This window comes from Pseudomonas moorei (assembly GCF_042846945.1).
In the GTDB taxonomy this organism is placed as follows: domain Bacteria; phylum Pseudomonadota; class Gammaproteobacteria; order Pseudomonadales; family Pseudomonadaceae; genus Aquipseudomonas; species Aquipseudomonas moorei.
In genome coordinates, this window is the sequence record NZ_AP035776.1 from 1,368,096 (window position 1) to 1,383,755 (window position 15,660).

The following is a 15,660-nucleotide window of genomic DNA, read 5'->3' on the forward strand; positions in this document are numbered from 1 at the left end:
ACATTTCATTGACACCTGCCTCACGGACCTTTGACCGCTCAGGGCTGAATATAGGGAATCAATATCCAGTCTCTCTGAACGGTCAACCGAGCATGCCCCTACCGCGCATTTTTCCGGCGATGTGCCTATCGCTTGTTGCACTTTTCAACCTTACACCGGTCTTCGCAGACGACACGGCTCTGCCTCGTCCGCCAGAGTGGGCGCAACCGGTAGAGGTACAGTACAACCTCTATCAGATGAGCCCGACGCTCTATCGCAGCGCGCTGCCCGACAGTGGCGCTGTTTCGCTTCTGGAAAAACTCAAGATCGGCACGGTGATCAGTTTTCTCCCGGAGCCCGATTCAAGCTGGTTGTCCACACCCGGTATCGCCCAGGTACAGCTGCCCTATCGCACCAATCATGTGGATGACGCAGACATAATCAAGGCCTTGCGCACCATTCAGACCGCCGAAGCCAAAGGCCCGGTATTGATGCACTGCAAGCATGGATCTGACCGAACCGGTCTGATCGCGGCCATGTATCGGGTTGTAGTGCAGGGCTGGAGCAAGGAAGACGCACTGAATGAAATGACCCGTGGTGGCTTTGGTGACAGCACCCACTTCAAGGACGGCATTCGTTACATGATGCAGGCCGATGTCGACAAACTTCGTACTGCGCTGGCCAATGGCGATTGCAGCACAAGCCCGTTCGCGGCCTGTTCGATGAAAAGTTGGTTCAAGTCGGCGCATGTCGAGTGACCATGCCTTCCACCGCATTGCGCAGTGGAAGGCTGTTTACGTCACTCAGTGTTGCTCGTCTGACTTTTTCTTCAGCTTCGGGTTCGGGAAGAACTGCACGGCCTGAACCTTGGCATCCGGTGTTTTCAAAGCGGTGGTATTGACTCGGGTGCCCAATTCCTTGGGTACTGACAAGCCTTGCTCATTCAGTGTGTCGGAGTAACCGCAAGCCACACATTCACGGTGTGGTACGTCATCTTCGCTCCACATCATCAATTTGTCCGGCTCGCTGCAAGCCGGGCAAACTGCACCGGCGATAAAGCGTCGTTTGGTAACCACTGGACCCTCACTCATGCTGCAGCGTCCTCACTCAGGCCGCTGTGACGCAAGAGTGCGTCAATCGATGGCTCACGACCACGGAAGTCGACGAACAGCACCATCGGTTCCTGGGACCCGCCGCGTGCCAGGATGGCCTCGCGGAATGCACGACCGGTGTCGGCGTTGAGCACGCCTTCTTCTTCAAACTTCGAGAAGGCATCGGCCGAGAGCACTTCAGCCCATTTGTAGCTGTAGTAGCCCGCCGCGTAACCTCCGGCAAAGATATGCGCAAAGCTGTTGGGGAAGCGGTTGTAGGCTGGCGGTCGCATGACTGAAACCTCATCGCGCACGCCTTCGAGCACTTGCAGCACGCTACGACCGTCGCCATGGGTGGCGTGGAGTTCGAAGTCGAACAGCGAGAACTCCAGTTGACGCACCATCATCAGGCCGGACTGGAAGTTTTTCGCTGCGAGCATTTTGCCCAACAGGTCCTGAGGCAGTGGCTCGCCGGTTTCATAGTGGCCGGAAATCAGCGCCAGGCCTTCAGGTTCCCAGCACCAGTTTTCCATGAACTGACTTGGCAACTCGACCGCATCCCACGCGACGCCGTTGATACCCGACACGCCAGCGTGTTCGACACGGGTCAGCAGGTGATGCAAGCCATGACCGAATTCGTGGAACAGGGTGGTCACCTCATCGTGGGTCAGCAGGGCAGGTTTGCCGCTGTCGGCCGGGGTGAAGTTGCACACCAGATTGGCCACCGGGTTTTGCAGAACACCGCCAGCCGTACGGCGACGGTCGCGGGCGCCGTCCATCCAGGCACCGCCGCGCTTGTTGGCACGGGCATAGAGGTCGAAGAAGAAGCGGCCGACGTGCTGACCATTTTCCTTGATCTCGAACAGGCGCACGTCTGGGTGCCAGGTGTCGAAGCCTTTGAGTTCGGCGATCTCGATGCCGTACAGGCGTTGCACGATGGCGAACAGCCCGCTTAGCACCTTATCGATCGGGAAGTAGGCACGCAGGGCTTCCTGGGCAACGCTGTAGCGCTGCTCGCGGAGTTTTTCACCGTAGAAACCGCTGTCCCAGCTTTGCAAGTCCGGGCAGCCTTGTTCCGCCGCGTAAGCCTTGAGCTGCTCCAGGTCCTGCACGGCAAACGGCTTGCTGCGCTTGGCCAGGTCGCGCAGGAAGCTCAGTACCTGATCGCTGGATTCGGCCATTTTGGTGGCCAGGCTCAGCTCCGAGTAACTGGTGAAGCCCAGCAGTTTTGCCAGCTCCTGACGCAGATCGAGGATTTCCTCCATCACCGGGCCGTTATCGTTCTGACCGGCATTCGGGCCTTGGTCCGACGCACGGGTGCAGTAGGCGGCATAGACTTCTTCGCGCAATTTCCGGTCCTGGGCGTAGGTCATCACCGCGTAGTAGCTCGGGAACTCCAGTGTGATCAGCCAGCCGTCCAAGTCTTTGGCCTGGGCAGCGGCAGCCATTTGCGCCTTGGCCGAGTCGGTCAGGCCGGCGAGGGCGGCTTCGTCGGTGATGTGCTTGGTCCAGGCCTGGGTGGCGTCGAGCAACTGGTTGGAGAAACGGCTACCCAGTTCGGACAGCTTGCTCTGCACTTCGGCATAACGCTTTTGTTCGGCTTCCGGCAGGTCGATACCCGACAGACGGAAATCGCGCAGGGAATGTTCCAGAATGGTTTTCTGCGCCACGTCGAAACCGGCGGCTTCCGGGCTGTTGGCCAAGGCTTCGAAGGCCTGGAACAGGTCGCGGTTCTGACCCAATTCGGTGGCGTAGGCGCTCAAAGCCGGCAGGCAGGACTCGTAGGCCTCGCGCAGTTCGGCGCTGTTGCACACGGCATTGAGGTGGCTGACCGGGCTCCAGGCAGCACCGAGGCGGTCATTGAGCTCGTCCATTGCCAATACCAGACCGGCCCAGGTCGGCTGTTTGCCCTGGGTTTTGAGGATCTCGATAATGGCGGCACGGTTGTCAGTCAGGATCTGTTCAATGGCCGGTTGCACGTGCTCGGCACGGATCGCGGAGAACGGGGGCAGGTCGTAGGGCTGCAAAAGAGGGTTGTTCACGCTCACGGTTGATACCTTGGCTGGAGAAACATGCAGCCATCTTAATTACAATCGACACTCACCGCAGCTATCAGCGACAGAGAGAGAACCTATCGTGTCCCTTCGCAAGTATCAGAACCACACACCTCGGCTCGGCAAAGGCGCTTTTGTCGACAGCTCGGCGGTGGTGATTGGCGATGTCGAAATCGGCGAAGACAGCTCCGTCTGGCCACTGACGGTGATCCGCGGCGACATGCACCGCATCCGCATCGGTGCGCGCACCAGCGTGCAGGACGGCTGCGTTCTGCACATTACACATGCCGGGCCATTCAACCCCGAGGGTTTCCCTTTGCTGATCGGCGATGACGTGACCGTCGCCCACAAGGTCATGCTGCACGGCTGCACCGTGGGCAGCCGCGTGCTGATCGGCATGGGCAGTATCGTCATGGACGGTGCGGTGGTCGCCGACGATGTGATCATCGGCGCTGGCAGCCTGGTGCCACCGGGCAAATGCCTGGAAAGCGGTTTCCTTTATGTGGGTAGCCCGGTGAAGCAGATCCGGCCGCTGACTGACAAGGAACAAGCCTTTTTCACCTACAGTGCGGCGAACTACGTGAAACTCAAGGATCTGCATCTGGCGGAAGGCTACGACCAGCTCTAAGCCCCGGATAACGGACAGCGTCCCACGATTGCCCAGGAATTTTCATGCATTACCAGACCGTTTTGTTCGACCTCGATGGCACCCTGACCGACCCACGCGAAGGCATCACCCGTTCGATTCAGTTTGCCCTGGGCAAACTGGGCATCGATGAGCCCGACCTGAGCAAACTCGAACACTTCATCGGCCCGCCGTTGTTGCAAGCGTTCATGCAGTTCTACGACTTCGACGAGGCCAAGGCCTGGGACGCGGTCAATTTTTACCGTGAGCGCTTCAAAGTGACCGGTCTCTACGAGAATCGCGTCTTCGACGGTGTCACACCCTTACTGGAAACCCTCGGCGGACAAGGGCGACAGCTTTACATTGCGACATCCAAACCCTGGGTGTTCGCCCGGGAAATCGCCCGGCATTTCGACTTCGCCAAGCACTTCAAGGTGATTTACGGCAGCGAACTGGATGGCACCCGTACCAACAAAGTCGAGTTGATTGCTCATTTGATCGCCGAAGAAGGTCTGGACCCGGCCAATACTCTGATGATTGGCGACCGCAAGCACGATTTGATCGGTGCGCGGAGCAATGGACTGGATGCGGCCGCTGTCGGTTATGGCTTTGGCAGCCGGGAAGAGCTGAGCGCTGAGGCGCCGACCTATCATTTTGAAACCCTGGATGAGATGCATCAGGCGTTTCTGCAGCGCTGATCGGTATGTCATCGCGAGCTCGCGCCCACAGCTTGCTCGCGACCAAGACTTTTCGATCATCAAGAGGGATTGCCTGCCAAGGCTTTCAAGGCTGACTTGCGTTCCCCAACCGGTAGTTCTCCCAATTTTTCCACCGCCTTATAAAACTTCGCCCAGTCCCCATCCTGCTGACGGAACAGCGCCGCAAACGCTGGGACCCACTGATCGTACAGGCCAAACGGAAGCAACCGCGCATTGTTCATCGGCGCGTTGATCCAGGCGTCGTAACGTTTGTCTCCAGCCCATTGGTGGTCGCGCAACTGGCGGTATTGGCTACGTAACCGCTCGAATTCCGAGGCTTTACGCTGGCGCATCTGCTCCGGTGGCAGCGGCAGGGCGTAAAGCTTTTCAAGACGTGTGCGGGTGTTCAGAACCAATTGAACGAACGCATCGCGGTGTTGGGCCTGAGTGTCGTCTTCCGGTGGCAGACTTCGGAATGCGCGCCATTGGCGGGTGCCTTCCTGCTCGACGAAAGTGGCGAACGATTCGTTGAACTCTGTGTCGTCCTTTACATAAAAGCGCTGATGCGCCAGTTCGTGAAAGATCAGTGTGGCCAGGCGCTCATCGCCCCAGCCCATCATCGTATTCATGATCGGATCGTTGAACCAGCCCAGGGTCGAGTAGGCCTCGACTCCGCCGATCGACACGTCCATGCCTTGCAGGCGTTGCAGCGCGGCCTCGCCACGTGCAGCACTCTGGCTGTAGTAACCGCGATAAGCCACGCAGCCGGCAATGGGGAAGCAGTGATTTTGTGGCTTCAGGGAAAATTCCGGCGTGACGAACACATTCCAGACCACATAGGGCCGACCGATGTCGGCATACAAGCGGTAGCTCTGGTTATCCGGCAGATGCAGCTGCTGGCTGGCGAATGTGCGGGCCCTTTGTGATTGGGCCAGGCGCGCACGCAGTTTTTGATCGCGCTGAGGATCGGCGATCACACTGGAAACCGGCTCTCGCGCCCGCAGCAATTGCAATTGACCACTGGCCAGCTGGCTGTAGTAGCTGACGTTGGCACAACCGTTGAGCAACAAAAACAACACACCCGGAAACAAAACGCGCAAAACGCGATCAAGTAACCCAAGGCTTGGACGCGGCCTGATCAAAATAAAAAATCCCCGGAAAGTCTGCTCGCAAGACTATCCCGCTTGACTGGAGCTCCGCTATGCGCAAGTTGATGCTGACGGGAGGCCTGCTGATGCTGGCCGGTTGTGCTGGTTTCGGAATACCACGCCAGGATCCGACGCAGGCGTGGATCGATCTGGATTCGCAGCAGGAAGATACGGCCCTGCAGGCGTTGGAAGTGGATAAACAGGCTGCCAACGATAAACGCTATTTCGAGGTGCAACCGGGCAGTCATGAGTTGAAGGTTCGCTACCAGTTCCCGGTTCAACCCAGCAACATAGGCCCCAATGCAGAGACGCTGTGGCGTGATTGCCAGATAAGCGTGAAATTCAATGACTTCAGCGCGGGTGCGCGTTATCAGTTGCAAGCGGGGAATATTGGTTTCAGGCCGTGGGCCAGGCTTTACGATCAACAGCGAAAAGTGATCGGCAAGGGCACACCGGCGGGCTGCCAACGCACCTGATCGGCGCTATGCTGAGTACCTGATATTCGGGACATTCATCATGCGCAGGTTGATGCTGTTACTCGCTGCAAGTGCGGTCGCCGGTTGTTCGAGTCCTATGCCGGCGGTCAATCCGCAGATGGCGTGGGTCGATTTCTCTACGCCTTTCCCCAATGACAAATTGCTGATGGCCGAGCGGCTCGACAACGTGCGATCACGGGACGGACGTTTTTTCCAGGTCACTCCGGGCCGCCATGAACTGACCGTTCGCTTCGATTTTGAGGTACCTGGAGGAGGCTCTGAAATGCTCAACGGCTCCACAGAGCGGCTGTGCTACATGATCATCAAGTACGATCATTTCGATGCCGGTCAGCGTTATGTGCTGGAAGCCCGCTCCATGGCATTTACTCCCGAAGCCCGTTTGTTCAACGCCAAACGTGAAATCGTCGCCGAAGCTAGCCAGATCAACTGCGTGCCGTGAGGCCGATCAGCGATCGTTCTTCTGATAGATGATTTTCTTGGTGCCGTATTCGCACGAGCCAACGACCATATTCTGATCGTGCACTTCTTCGTTTTTCACGATTTCCAGCGTATAGGAAGTAACCCCTCTAGCCTGGATCTTGGCTTCGATTTCGGCCTTGAGTTCCTCACAGGGTTTCGCTGCTGCCAGGGCTGAAGTGGCCAGTGCGCTACAGATAACCGCCAAGGCAAAACGTTTCATGGTTGAAGCTCCCTTGAGGCAGCGCGCATGTTCATGGGTTTTCGGCTGCTGTCATTTATTCGACCACAGTTTTAACGGGCAAATCTCTGTGCTTGTAAAAAAGATCGCAGCCCATGGCTGCGAGCTTTTCATTTCAGCGCGAATTTAGCTGACCAATGTCGCATCCAGGCTGATGCTGGCATTCAGCACTTTGGACACCGGGCAGCCTTCTTTCGCCTTGTTGCTGAGTTCTTCAAATTGCGTTGGGGTGGCCCCGGGGATTTTCGCCTTGAGGATCAGTTTCACCGCAGTGATTGCAAAGCCGCCGTCCACTTGGTCGAGGGTGACTTCGGCCTGGGTATCGATGCTGTCGGCCTTGAGGCCGGCGTCGCCGAGGATCATGGAAAACGCCATGGAGAAACAACCGGCATGGGCCGCGCCAATCAATTCCTCAGGGTTGGTGCCCTTGCCGCCTTCAAAACGTGCCTTGAAGCCGTAGGGCGCTTCTCTGAGGACGCCGGTTTCCGTGGATATCGAACCGATGCCGGTTTTCAGGTCACCTTCCCAATGAGCCGATGCTTTTTTGATGATAGCCATGCTTGTCTCCTCAAGAGCCGGCGCGGAGCGTCGCGCCTACGTGATTTGCCTCGCTAGGGTTCTGAGGATAGACCGCGGTGCAAAGTTCACCTGATCTGGTCACTCCATTCATTCGGCAGTAATTTTCACCCTGCTATTGAAACTCGGGTATATGCCCTCATTGCATGAAACACGCTTTTGGATTCGGCAGGTTTTCGTTCGTAAGAAAAAACCTGCGCCCTCAATTGGAGAAGCAGGTTTATGAAACGACTGTCCGATATCAAGTTTTCGACCCTCGATCTGGTGCCTGTGCGAGAGAACGGCAGCGCAGCCCAGTCGTTGCGCAACTCGCTGGACCTGGCGCAACACGTCGAAAAATTCGGCTACAACCGCTTCTGGGTCGCTGAACACCACAACATGGACGGCATCGCCAGTTCGGCCACCTCGGTTTTACTGGGCTACCTGGCCGGTGGTACTTCGACCATTCGCGTCGGTTCGGGCGGGGTGATGTTGCCCAACCATGCGCCGCTGGTGATCGCCGAGCAGTTCGGCACCCTTGAAAGCCTGTATCCGGGCCGGATCGACCTGGGCCTGGGGCGTGCCCCCGGTTCCGATCAGATGACCGCTCGCGCGCTGCGCCGTGAACGCTCCGGCAGCGCCGATGATTTCCCGGAAGACGTCGCAGAGCTGATGCGTTACCTGGGACCGCGCACTCCGGATCAGCGAGTCATCGCAATGCCGGGCACCGGTACCCAGGTGCCGGTCTGGCTGCTGGGCTCAAGCCTCTTCAGTGCGCAATTGGCCGGTGAGCGTGGTTTGCCCTACGCGTTCGCATCACATTTCGCACCGCGCTACATGCATGAGGCGATTCGCGTCTATCGCAACCATTTCAAGCCTTCAGCCGTGCTGGACAAGCCCTATGTGATGCTCGGGGTGCCTCTGGTGGCTGCCGACACCGATGAGCAGGCTGACTATCTGGCTACTTCGGTGTTCCAGCGCATTCTTGCCCTGATGCGTGGCCAGAGCCTTGTACAGCGGCCACCGGTGAAAACCATGGATGGTCTGTGGCTGCCCCATGAGAAAGAAGCCGTCAGTGATTTCCTGGGCCTGGCAATGATCGGCAGCCCGCAGAAAATTCGCGCCCGGTTGGAGGTGCTGATCGAGCAGACTCAAGCCGATGAGCTGATTTTTACCTGCGACCTGTACGAACATTCAGATCGGGTCCATTCCTATGAACTGCTGGCGCAGGTCATGAAGGACTGAAGATCAAGCGGCTACAAAAAAGCCGACGCCATGGCGTCGGCTTTTTAATGGGTAAAGGAATTGCCTACCGTTTATAGACAATGACCTTTGCGCCGCTTTCACATTTACCGACGACTTTCCTGCCGGCAGCAGCGCCTTTATCGACGATCTCCAGCGAATACCCGGAAACGCCCTTGGCATCGAGCTTTGCGGCGATTTCGGCTTTGAGCTCTTCACACGGTTTGCCGGCCGCAAATGCGCTGCCTGCAAGGCTCAACAAACCTACCGCCAAAATAAACTTCTTCATTGGTCGCATTCCCTGGTCGGATAAAAGGATCGTCCAGCTATCCGCTGGACGCAGTCATGTAGCGCTTTGCCACTCCATATGGCACTCGGCCAGCGCACAAGTTCAGAAGTCAGGATCAAACTCAGCTACTGGCAATCCGGAACCCGACTTTGAGCGTCACCTGGAAGTGCGCAGCCTTGCCGTCCTTGATATGCCCACGGGTTTCCGTCACTTCAAACCATTCCATGTACTTGAGACTTTTACTGGCCTCGGCCAGCGCGTTGTTGATCGCGTCTTCAATGCTGCTGGTGGACGAGCCAACCAGTTCGACTTTTTTATAGGTGTGATGGTCAGACATGGCGTTCTCCTTAGGGTGTGAAATACAGCCTAGCAGCGATTTTCTGTCTTACTTCTGTCGCCCGGTCTGACAAGGAGGTTCACATTTACTGCACTTTCTCCAACCCCTGGAGTCCCAACCAACACACGCCACTCATCAACAATGCAGGAGAGCCACCATGGCCAACAGCTCGTTACGTAAAGCCTCATTGCAAAGCATGGAAGCGGAGATCGAGAGTCTGCTCAAATCCCTGGAAAACCTGAAAGACGACGCCTCGGACGAGTCACGTAAGACCCTCAAGGTACTCAAAGGCAACGCCGAGAACGCGCTGAGGCATTCGCGCCATCTGCTGGCCGATGCCTACGAAGAGGTCAAGGTGAAAACCCGGGAAACCGGGATCGCGACCCGGGACTACGCCCAGGAGCACCCTTGGACCACGGCGGGTGTTGCCGTGGGTGCGTTAGGCCTGCTGGCCGCGTATCTGTTGTGCAAGCGTGGTGACTAACTGGTTTGGCGCAGCTCGTTTTTAAGCCATTGCGCCAGTTGCCGGGCGCGTCCGTCCGCGGCGCGCTTGGGTAGCCACAACGCCAGTTTTGCCGGGGTTTCGCTGAAACCCCAGGGGGCGACCAAGCGGCCAGCCTTCAAGTCCTCGGCTACCAATGGCTCGGGGGCAATCGCCACGCCCAGCCCGGCGACGGCCGCTTCCAGCAAGTAATACAGATGCTCGAAACCCTGTCCGTACTTCAATGCCTTGGCATCGAGGCCACTTTGCTGCGCCCAGCTGGGCCAGGCTTGCGGGCGCGAGGTGGTGTGCAGCACGGACTCCTGCAGCAAGGCGGTGGCGGGCGCATTTTTCAATCGTTCATAACCGACGAATCGCGGGCTCAAGACCGGTCCTATCCGTTCGCTGGCCAGCTCGAACACCTGCATATCCGTCGGCCACGGCGGTTCAGCAAAGACCAGTAAGGCATCGAGGCCGGGGCGACGTGGATCAAGATCGCCTTCCCCGGCAGACAAGTGCAGACGCAGGTCTGGCAGATCGGCATTCAACCGCCCCAGGCGCGGAATGAACCAGCGTGCAAGCAGGCTTCCCGAACAACCGAGGACGAAGGGTGCGTCGGCAGTGCTTTGCGTGAGTTCGGCGCAAACCGTACGCAGGCGCTCAAAGGCCTCAGTACTGGCATCGCGCAAACGCATACCGGCATCTGTGAGTTTCAGGCCACGTCCGTCCTTGATGAACAGGCTCACGCCAAGGTGTTCTTCGAGCACCTTCAGTTGCCGGCTGACTGCGCCGTGAGTGACGTGAAGCTGCTCGGCTGCCTGACTGACGCTGTTCAGGCGAGCCGTGGCTTCAAAGGCCCTGAGGGCATTTAGCGGTGGGAGGTCGTGGCTCATTGATCTGTGAGTTTTCCTGACAGGTTGCGGCGATCTTATCGGTTTTCAGTGCGGGGCGTCAGGGGTACAGTTAAGCCCACTGTCTCTTTACTCATTACTTCACGCATCCAACTGGAGCGCTCCATGACCCAGACTAATCTGCGCAACGGCCCAGACGCCAACGGCCTGTTCGGCGCGTTTGGCGGCCGTTACGTCGCCGAAACCCTGATGCCGTTGATCCTCGATCTGGCCCGTGAGTACGAAGCTGCCAAGGAAGATCCTGCATTCAAAGAAGAATTGGCCTACTTCCAGCGTGACTACGTCGGACGTCCGAGCCCACTTTATTTCGCTGAGCGTCTGACCGAGTTCTGCGGCGGCGCAAAGATCTATCTCAAGCGTGAAGAGCTGAACCATACCGGCGCGCACAAGATCAATAACTGCATCGGCCAGATCCTGTTGGCGCGACGCATGGGTAAAAAACGCATCATCGCCGAAACCGGCGCCGGCATGCACGGCGTGGCCACGGCCACCGTAGCCGCGCGTTTTGGCCTGGATTGCGTGATCTACATGGGCACCACTGACATCGAGCGTCAACAAGCCAACGTGTTCCGCATGAAGCTGTTGGGCGCCGAAGTGATCCCGGTGGTATCCGGCACCGGTACTTTGAAAGACGCCATGAACGAAGCCCTGCGTGACTGGGTGACCAACGTCGACAACACCTTCTACCTGATCGGCACTGTGGCCGGTCCGCACCCTTATCCAGCGATGGTTCGCGACTTCCAGGCCGTAATCGGCAAGGAAACCCGTGACCAGCTGCAAGCCCAGGAAGGCCGCCTGCCGGACAGCCTGGTGGCGTGCATCGGCGGTGGTTCCAACGCCATGGGCCTGTTCCACCCGTTCCTCGACGACAAGAGCGTCGAGATCATCGGTGTCGAAGCGGCCGGTTATGGCATCGAGACCGGCAAGCATGCGGCCAGCCTGAACGGCGGCGTACCGGGCGTGCTGCACGGTAACCGTACCTTCCTGCTGCAGGACGACGATGGCCAGATCATCGACGCTCACTCGATTTCCGCAGGTCTGGACTACCCGGGTATTGGCCCGGAACACGCCTGGTTGCATGACATCGGCCGCGTTCAGTACACCTCGGTGACGGATGACGAAGCCCTCGCGGCGTTCCACCAATGCTGCCGTCTGGAAGGGATTATTCCTGCCCTGGAAAGTGCCCATGCCCTGGCTGAAGTGTTCAAACGCGCGCCGAACCTGCCGAAAGATCACCTGATGGTGGTGAACCTGTCGGGCCGTGGCGACAAAGACATGCAAACCGTGATGCACCACATGGAACAATCCAAGCAGGAGAAACACTGATGAGCCGCCTGCAAACGCGCTTTGCCGAACTCAAGGAACAGAACCGCGCCGCCCTCGTGACCTTCGTCACTGCCGGCGACCCGAGCTACGAGACTTCCCTGGCGATCCTCAAGGGCTTGCCGGCGGCGGGTGCTGACGTGATCGAATTGGGCATGCCTTTTACCGATCCGATGGCCGATGGCCCGGCGATCCAGCTCGCCAATATCCGTGCCCTGGCAGCCAAGCAGAATCTGGCGAAAACCCTGGAAATGGTTCGCGAGTTCCGCAAGGACAACAAAGAAACACCGCTGGTGCTGATGGGTTACTTCAACCCGATCCACAAATACGGCGTGCCGCGTTTCATTGCCGAAGCGAAAGAGGCCGGGGTCGATGGTCTGATCGTGGTCGACATTCCGCCCGAGCATAACGAGGAGTTGTGCGATCCGGCGCAGGCGGCGGGCATCGACTTCATCCGTCTGACCACGCCGACCACGGATGATGTGCGTCTGCCAAAAGTGCTCAATGGCAGCTCCGGCTTTGTGTATTACGTGTCCGTGGCCGGGGTGACCGGTGCTGGCGCAGCGACCCTGGAGCACGTCGAAGAGGCGGTCGCGCGTCTGCGTCGTCATACCGATCTGCCGATCAGCATCGGTTTCGGCATCCGCACCCCGGAGCAAGCCGCGAATATCGCGCGTCTGGCCGATGGCGTGGTGGTGGGGTCGGCGTTGATCGATCACATCGCCAATGCCACGACGTCGGAGCAGGCGGTGGATGGCGTACTGAGCCTTTGTTCGGCGTTGGCCGAAGGCGTGCGTAAAGCGCGCGTCAGCTGATGGTAAAGTTCCTGATACAGAGGAATTAGCGCCCTCCGGCACAGACTAATGAGCAAGACCCAGGGCTTCAGGACCTCGTTCTGAAGCCCTTTTTGCTGCGTGTGCCGTGAGGAAAAAACCGATGAACATGTCGAAGCGTCTGATTGCCAGCCTGGGCGTTCTGATGCTCAGTGCTACCCCATTGTTGCCGGCCAGTGCAGATCAACACGATGATCACGGTCATTACGATAACCGTGGTGACTATCATGGCGATGATCATCGCGACCATGACAACCATTGGGGTGGCCCTCCGCCGCGGGACTTCGGACCGGTGCGCCAGACCATTTACGACAATCACGGCTACTTCGTGCGAGGCGCACCGCCGCCACCGGGTGTCATTGTGGTGCGTGGACGGCCGCTGCCCCGAGGTTATTACGGCGAGCGCCTGGATAACCGGGCGCTGAGCCACTTGCCGTATTACCCCGGTTACGAATGGCGGCGTGCTGGCGCGGATGTTGTGCTGATCGCTGTGGGAACGGGAATTGTCTATGAGGTTTTGCAGGGGGTTCTGTACTGAAAAGCCAGCAGGTTGAAGGTCGAATATCCTGAACCTGTGGGAGCGAGCGGGCTCATTCCCACAGGTTATGGAATTAAGGTAACTCCAGGCCACCCGCTGCCTTGTGCAACTTGCGCAAGTGCTCACCAATCTGTTTCACGTTGGCTTCATTGGCCGCCATTTCGGCTGCGCGACTCGGTTCAAGCAGTGCTCTGACTTCCTTATCCAGATCGCCGGACAGTGCCAGCAGTTGTTTCTGTCGCTGGCTGCTTTCCGATTCCAGATGTTGCGACTCACTGGGTTGTGGCAAGCCGTATCCGCCACTGCCGAGCAGTTCTGCCGGACGGCTGAGAAAGCCGCTGTTATCGAGAATCTGCCTCAGTGTTTCGTTCGCCTTGTCCATTCCACCGTTTTTCAATTCTCGAGCACCCAGGTAACGCTGTTTGACCTCGTCCTGGGCCAACAACAACTGGCGGCGAAAGCTGGCTTGTTCCAACAGGAGCAACGCTGCGCTCGTACGCAAATCAGCCTGTTCGAACCATTTGCGGCGCTCTTCGGCTTTCAAGTCGAGCCAGTCTTCTACTTTTTCCTGTTTGATCGGCAAGTGTTTTTTCAACACGTCAAACATGGCTTGATAACGATCGCGGAAGGAGTCGAAGCGATAGCCCAAACGCAGTGCTTCCCGAGGGTCGTCCAACACGCTGGTATCCGCCAGTCCGCGCCCTTTGAGCACTTCCAGCAGACCGTTTGGCATGATGTTGTCCAGAGCAACCAACTTGGGATTGTTTGTGCCGCCACGCAGTAACTTCAACTCCTCCACAGCACAGTTATTTGAAAGGAAGAAGTAGTTACCGTCGTAGCTCCAGTGCATCTCGGCGGCACGTTCCACCACATCTTCAATCTCGCGGCGCGACAGGTTCAGCGGCACCGAGGCCAGGCTGCGCAATTCGGTCTTGGTGTATTCGTCGATCACTTGAGCCAACGGCAGGACAAACAGACGTGACGGGTATTTGCCCACCAAGCCATCCCAACTCGACAGTTGGACGTCGCCGACGAAGGCGCGGTAGGACAGCACAAGGTGCTGATCCAGGTCCAGTCGACAATCCGGCCCGCGCGGCCGGCCCGGTGCACAGATCACCAGCCGCAACATGCTGTGACCCCAGCGGCTGACCCAGTTCTGGTTGGCCTCCGCCAGGAGATAGTCGACGGCGTAAACCCGCTCCGGATCTACCTGCCCCAGGGGTGTTTTGGCGAAGTCGTTACCGGCATTCAGGAACGCAAAAGTTTTGCTGCAAGTATCCTTGGCGGCGGGCGCCCAGTTGAAGTGCTCTTTGTAGTAGCGGTACAGCGATGGGCGGCGACAGGCATAGCTCGGGTCAAGGAGAAAGTACTCCATGTTGACCGCGACGAACTCCTTGGGGCTGGTTGTCTCGTAAATATCCGGACTGCGGGCGATCTGGCGGTTGTGCTGCTCGCGTTCACCGCGACGGCCAACGTATTGCTGCCATCCGGCGAGGTCGAGCAGGCGTGGGTCGTCACTGAGGGTAAAGCGGCGATCGGACTGGCCACGACATTCGTCCGGGATACCAATCAGCCCCGAGCTGCTTTGGAATCGGGAGCAGCGCTGAATCAGTTTGCGTTCCGTCGTTGACCACAGGCGTGAACGATCATAGATGTGGGTCAGTTCGTGCAGTACCGTCGCCAGCATCTCCCGGCGTACGGTGCCATGGGGGCGATAGGTTTTCTTGGTTGCGGCACTGCCGTCAGTGAGGCCTGCCAACAGGTTGCGATTCAAGGCGAGTTCCGACACCAATGACGCCTCGCCGTAGGCGTTGGCGGGCATGTCGTCGGTCCAGCTGACGTCGATACGCCGGTCGAGTTGCTCGATGAAGCGCGGCGGCAGCGCCTGCATGGCTTCATCGAGCAAGGCTTGGCTGGCTTGCTGTTCGGCGGGACTCAGGCCGTCGGTCTTGAGGTGTAGTTCAAGGCCGGCATAGGCGGCGTTGCCGAACAGTAATAGTGCCCCGGCCCACAGCCAGGCAGCTGGAAGCCTCACAGCGCGAGAATGGCTTCGGCGAGAACCTGGTCACTGGCGTCGCGGGCTTCCGGTACGCGGGTGCGCAACATATCCAAGGCTGCTTCCAGATGTGCTCCACGAATGTCGCCGTTGCTGGCAACGAAACTGGCGGCGTCGTCCTGGGCTTCGCGGACGATTTTCGAATCACGGATGGAGGTGGTGGTATCGGATGTGAAATCAAGTGTGCGCTGGGTGGCACGAATCAGCATGTTACTGGTGGCAACCAGGGTATGGGCCTGGGCCACGTCGGCGAGCAGCAACAGGCCAAGGGTGGCGGCAATCAGCGGGTTACGCATGGAACGACTC

At 58.3% G+C, this 15,660-nt stretch carries 20 protein-coding genes; 10 read left to right on the forward strand and 10 right to left on the reverse strand.

What is annotated here, in order from left to right; translation table 11 throughout:
* Positions 1 to 92: 92 nt before the first annotated feature.
* Positions 93 to 737, forward strand: coding sequence for a tyrosine-protein phosphatase (locus tag ACGJAX_RS06495; protein ID WP_247255158.1), 645 nt, complete (start codon positions 93 to 95; stop codon positions 735 to 737).
* Between the two features lie 45 nt (positions 738 to 782).
* On the opposite strand, the gene ACGJAX_RS06500 is transcribed toward ACGJAX_RS06495, so the two are convergent.
* Positions 783 to 1,070, reverse strand: coding sequence for a YheV family putative zinc ribbon protein (locus ACGJAX_RS06500; RefSeq protein WP_247255157.1), 288 nt, complete (start codon positions 1,068 to 1,070; stop codon positions 783 to 785).
* A complete protein-coding gene (prlC, locus tag ACGJAX_RS06505; RefSeq protein ID WP_390957966.1) occupies positions 1,067 to 3,118 on the reverse strand; it encodes an oligopeptidase A in 2,052 nt (683 codons plus the stop codon). Before prlC ends, ACGJAX_RS06500 begins: the two co-directional genes overlap by 4 nt.
* A gap of 88 nt (positions 3,119 to 3,206) precedes the next feature.
* On the opposite strand from prlC, the gene ACGJAX_RS06510 reads away from it, so the two are divergent.
* The gene (locus ACGJAX_RS06510; protein ID WP_247255155.1) at positions 3,207 to 3,752 is read left to right on the forward strand and encodes a gamma carbonic anhydrase family protein; all 546 of its coding nucleotides are present in this window, start codon (positions 3,207 to 3,209) and stop codon (positions 3,750 to 3,752) included.
* 44 nt (positions 3,753 to 3,796) lie between these two features.
* Positions 3,797 to 4,447 (forward strand): HAD family hydrolase, encoded by a 651-nt coding sequence (locus ACGJAX_RS06515; protein ID WP_090327171.1) that lies wholly within the window; start codon positions 3,797 to 3,799, stop codon positions 4,445 to 4,447.
* 59 nt (positions 4,448 to 4,506) lie between these two features.
* Here ACGJAX_RS06515 and ACGJAX_RS06520 read toward each other — a convergent pair whose 3' ends face one another.
* Complete coding sequence (locus tag ACGJAX_RS06520; RefSeq protein ID WP_248914638.1) at positions 4,507 to 5,589, reverse strand: aminopeptidase; 1,083 nt, start codon at positions 5,587 to 5,589, stop codon at positions 4,507 to 4,509.
* Positions 5,590 to 5,648: 59 nt separating this feature from the next.
* On the opposite strand from ACGJAX_RS06520, the gene ACGJAX_RS06525 reads away from it, so the two are divergent.
* Both ACGJAX_RS06525 and ACGJAX_RS06530 read left to right on the forward strand, forming a co-directional pair.
* Positions 5,649 to 6,071 (forward strand): hypothetical protein, encoded by a 423-nt coding sequence (locus tag ACGJAX_RS06525; protein WP_390957969.1) that lies wholly within the window; start codon positions 5,649 to 5,651, stop codon positions 6,069 to 6,071.
* A gap of 40 nt (positions 6,072 to 6,111) precedes the next feature.
* Positions 6,112 to 6,531, forward strand: a complete 420-nt coding sequence (locus tag ACGJAX_RS06530; RefSeq protein WP_390957971.1) for a hypothetical protein — start codon at positions 6,112 to 6,114, stop codon at positions 6,529 to 6,531.
* A gap of 6 nt (positions 6,532 to 6,537) precedes the next feature.
* Here the strand turns inward: ACGJAX_RS06530 and ACGJAX_RS06535 are convergent, their stop codons facing one another.
* Positions 6,538 to 6,771 (reverse strand): DUF1161 domain-containing protein, encoded by a 234-nt coding sequence (locus ACGJAX_RS06535; protein ID WP_090327182.1) that lies wholly within the window; start codon positions 6,769 to 6,771, stop codon positions 6,538 to 6,540.
* A gap of 144 nt (positions 6,772 to 6,915) precedes the next feature.
* A complete protein-coding gene (locus ACGJAX_RS06540; RefSeq protein ID WP_390957973.1) occupies positions 6,916 to 7,347 on the reverse strand; it encodes an OsmC family peroxiredoxin in 432 nt (143 codons plus the stop codon).
* Positions 7,348 to 7,587: 240 nt separating this feature from the next.
* On the opposite strand from ACGJAX_RS06540, the gene ACGJAX_RS06545 reads away from it, so the two are divergent.
* Positions 7,588 to 8,589: an MsnO8 family LLM class oxidoreductase gene (locus ACGJAX_RS06545; protein ID WP_390957975.1), complete on the forward strand. Its 1,002-nt coding sequence runs from the start codon at positions 7,588 to 7,590 to the stop codon at positions 8,587 to 8,589.
* A 64-nt stretch (positions 8,590 to 8,653) separates the two neighbouring features.
* Here the strand turns inward: ACGJAX_RS06545 and ACGJAX_RS06550 are convergent, their stop codons facing one another.
* Both ACGJAX_RS06550 and ACGJAX_RS06555 read right to left on the reverse strand, forming a co-directional pair.
* A complete protein-coding gene (locus ACGJAX_RS06550) occupies positions 8,654 to 8,875 on the reverse strand; it encodes a DUF1161 domain-containing protein (protein WP_247255150.1) in 222 nt (73 codons plus the stop codon).
* 121 nt (positions 8,876 to 8,996) lie between these two features.
* The gene (locus ACGJAX_RS06555; protein ID WP_090327193.1) at positions 8,997 to 9,212 is read right to left on the reverse strand and encodes a dodecin; all 216 of its coding nucleotides are present in this window, start codon (positions 9,210 to 9,212) and stop codon (positions 8,997 to 8,999) included.
* Between the two features lie 157 nt (positions 9,213 to 9,369).
* Here ACGJAX_RS06555 and ACGJAX_RS06560 point away from each other — a divergent pair, with 157 nt between their 5' ends.
* Positions 9,370 to 9,696: a YqjD family protein gene (locus tag ACGJAX_RS06560; RefSeq protein ID WP_047535917.1), complete on the forward strand. Its 327-nt coding sequence runs from the start codon at positions 9,370 to 9,372 to the stop codon at positions 9,694 to 9,696.
* On the opposite strand, the gene ACGJAX_RS06565 is transcribed toward ACGJAX_RS06560, so the two are convergent.
* On the reverse strand, positions 9,693 to 10,586 hold the full coding sequence (locus ACGJAX_RS06565; protein WP_390957978.1) for a LysR family transcriptional regulator: 894 nt from the start codon (positions 10,584 to 10,586) through the stop codon (positions 9,693 to 9,695). The two genes, ACGJAX_RS06560 and ACGJAX_RS06565, sit on opposite strands and share 4 nt — an antisense overlap.
* A 123-nt stretch (positions 10,587 to 10,709) precedes the next feature.
* Here ACGJAX_RS06565 and trpB point away from each other — a divergent pair, with 123 nt between their 5' ends.
* From trpB to ACGJAX_RS06580, 3 genes are all read left to right on the forward strand, one after another.
* On the forward strand, positions 10,710 to 11,930 hold the full coding sequence (gene trpB / locus ACGJAX_RS06570) for a tryptophan synthase subunit beta (protein ID WP_090327197.1): 1,221 nt from the start codon (positions 10,710 to 10,712) through the stop codon (positions 11,928 to 11,930).
* A complete protein-coding gene (gene trpA / locus ACGJAX_RS06575) occupies positions 11,930 to 12,742 on the forward strand; it encodes a tryptophan synthase subunit alpha (protein ID WP_390957980.1) in 813 nt (270 codons plus the stop codon). The genes trpB and trpA overlap by 1 nt, the downstream gene beginning before the upstream one ends.
* 121 nt (positions 12,743 to 12,863) lie before the next feature.
* Positions 12,864 to 13,298 carry an anti-virulence regulator CigR family protein gene (locus ACGJAX_RS06580; protein WP_390957982.1) on the forward strand — a complete coding sequence of 145 codons (435 nt, stop codon included), beginning with the start codon at positions 12,864 to 12,866 and terminating at the stop codon, positions 13,296 to 13,298.
* A gap of 73 nt (positions 13,299 to 13,371) precedes the next feature.
* Here ACGJAX_RS06580 and ACGJAX_RS06585 read toward each other — a convergent pair whose 3' ends face one another.
* Positions 13,372 to 15,333 (reverse strand): DUF4105 domain-containing protein, encoded by a 1,962-nt coding sequence (locus tag ACGJAX_RS06585; protein WP_390957984.1) that lies wholly within the window; start codon positions 15,331 to 15,333, stop codon positions 13,372 to 13,374.
* A complete protein-coding gene (locus ACGJAX_RS06590; protein WP_090327208.1) occupies positions 15,330 to 15,650 on the reverse strand; it encodes a DUF2388 domain-containing protein in 321 nt (106 codons plus the stop codon). The genes ACGJAX_RS06585 and ACGJAX_RS06590 overlap by 4 nt, the downstream gene beginning before the upstream one ends.
* Positions 15,651 to 15,660 lie beyond the last annotated feature (10 nt).

Bases quoted from the DNA above. Each gene is read 5' to 3' on its own strand.
- ACGJAX_RS06525 (WP_390957969.1), top strand. From the start codon at position 5,649: ATGCGCAAGTTGATGCTGACGGGAGGCCTGCTGATGCTGGCCGGTTGT.
- ACGJAX_RS06545 (WP_390957975.1), top strand. From the start codon at position 7,588: ATGAAACGACTGTCCGATATCAAGTTTTCGACCCTCGATCTGGTGCCT.
- ACGJAX_RS06540 (WP_390957973.1), bottom strand. From the start codon at position 7,347: ATGGCTATCATCAAAAAAGCATCGGCTCATTGGGAAGGTGACCTGAAA.
- ACGJAX_RS06515 (WP_090327171.1), top strand. From the start codon at position 3,797: ATGCATTACCAGACCGTTTTGTTCGACCTCGATGGCACCCTGACCGAC.
- ACGJAX_RS06560 (WP_047535917.1), top strand. From the start codon at position 9,370: ATGGCCAACAGCTCGTTACGTAAAGCCTCATTGCAAAGCATGGAAGCG.
- trpB (WP_090327197.1), top strand. From the start codon at position 10,710: ATGACCCAGACTAATCTGCGCAACGGCCCAGACGCCAACGGCCTGTTC.
- ACGJAX_RS06555 (WP_090327193.1), bottom strand. From the start codon at position 9,212: ATGTCTGACCATCACACCTATAAAAAAGTCGAACTGGTTGGCTCGTCC.
- trpA (WP_390957980.1), top strand. From the start codon at position 11,930: ATGAGCCGCCTGCAAACGCGCTTTGCCGAACTCAAGGAACAGAACCGC.
- ACGJAX_RS06495 (WP_247255158.1), top strand. From the start codon at position 93: ATGCCCCTACCGCGCATTTTTCCGGCGATGTGCCTATCGCTTGTTGCA.
- ACGJAX_RS06565 (WP_390957978.1), bottom strand. From the start codon at position 10,586: ATGAGCCACGACCTCCCACCGCTAAATGCCCTCAGGGCCTTTGAAGCC.
- ACGJAX_RS06590 (WP_090327208.1), bottom strand. From the start codon at position 15,650: ATGCGTAACCCGCTGATTGCCGCCACCCTTGGCCTGTTGCTGCTCGCC.
- ACGJAX_RS06550 (WP_247255150.1), bottom strand. From the start codon at position 8,875: ATGAAGAAGTTTATTTTGGCGGTAGGTTTGTTGAGCCTTGCAGGCAGC.
- ACGJAX_RS06530 (WP_390957971.1), top strand. From the start codon at position 6,112: ATGCGCAGGTTGATGCTGTTACTCGCTGCAAGTGCGGTCGCCGGTTGT.
- ACGJAX_RS06500 (WP_247255157.1), bottom strand. From the start codon at position 1,070: ATGAGTGAGGGTCCAGTGGTTACCAAACGACGCTTTATCGCCGGTGCA.
- ACGJAX_RS06535 (WP_090327182.1), bottom strand. From the start codon at position 6,771: ATGAAACGTTTTGCCTTGGCGGTTATCTGTAGCGCACTGGCCACTTCA.
- ACGJAX_RS06580 (WP_390957982.1), top strand. From the start codon at position 12,864: ATGAACATGTCGAAGCGTCTGATTGCCAGCCTGGGCGTTCTGATGCTC.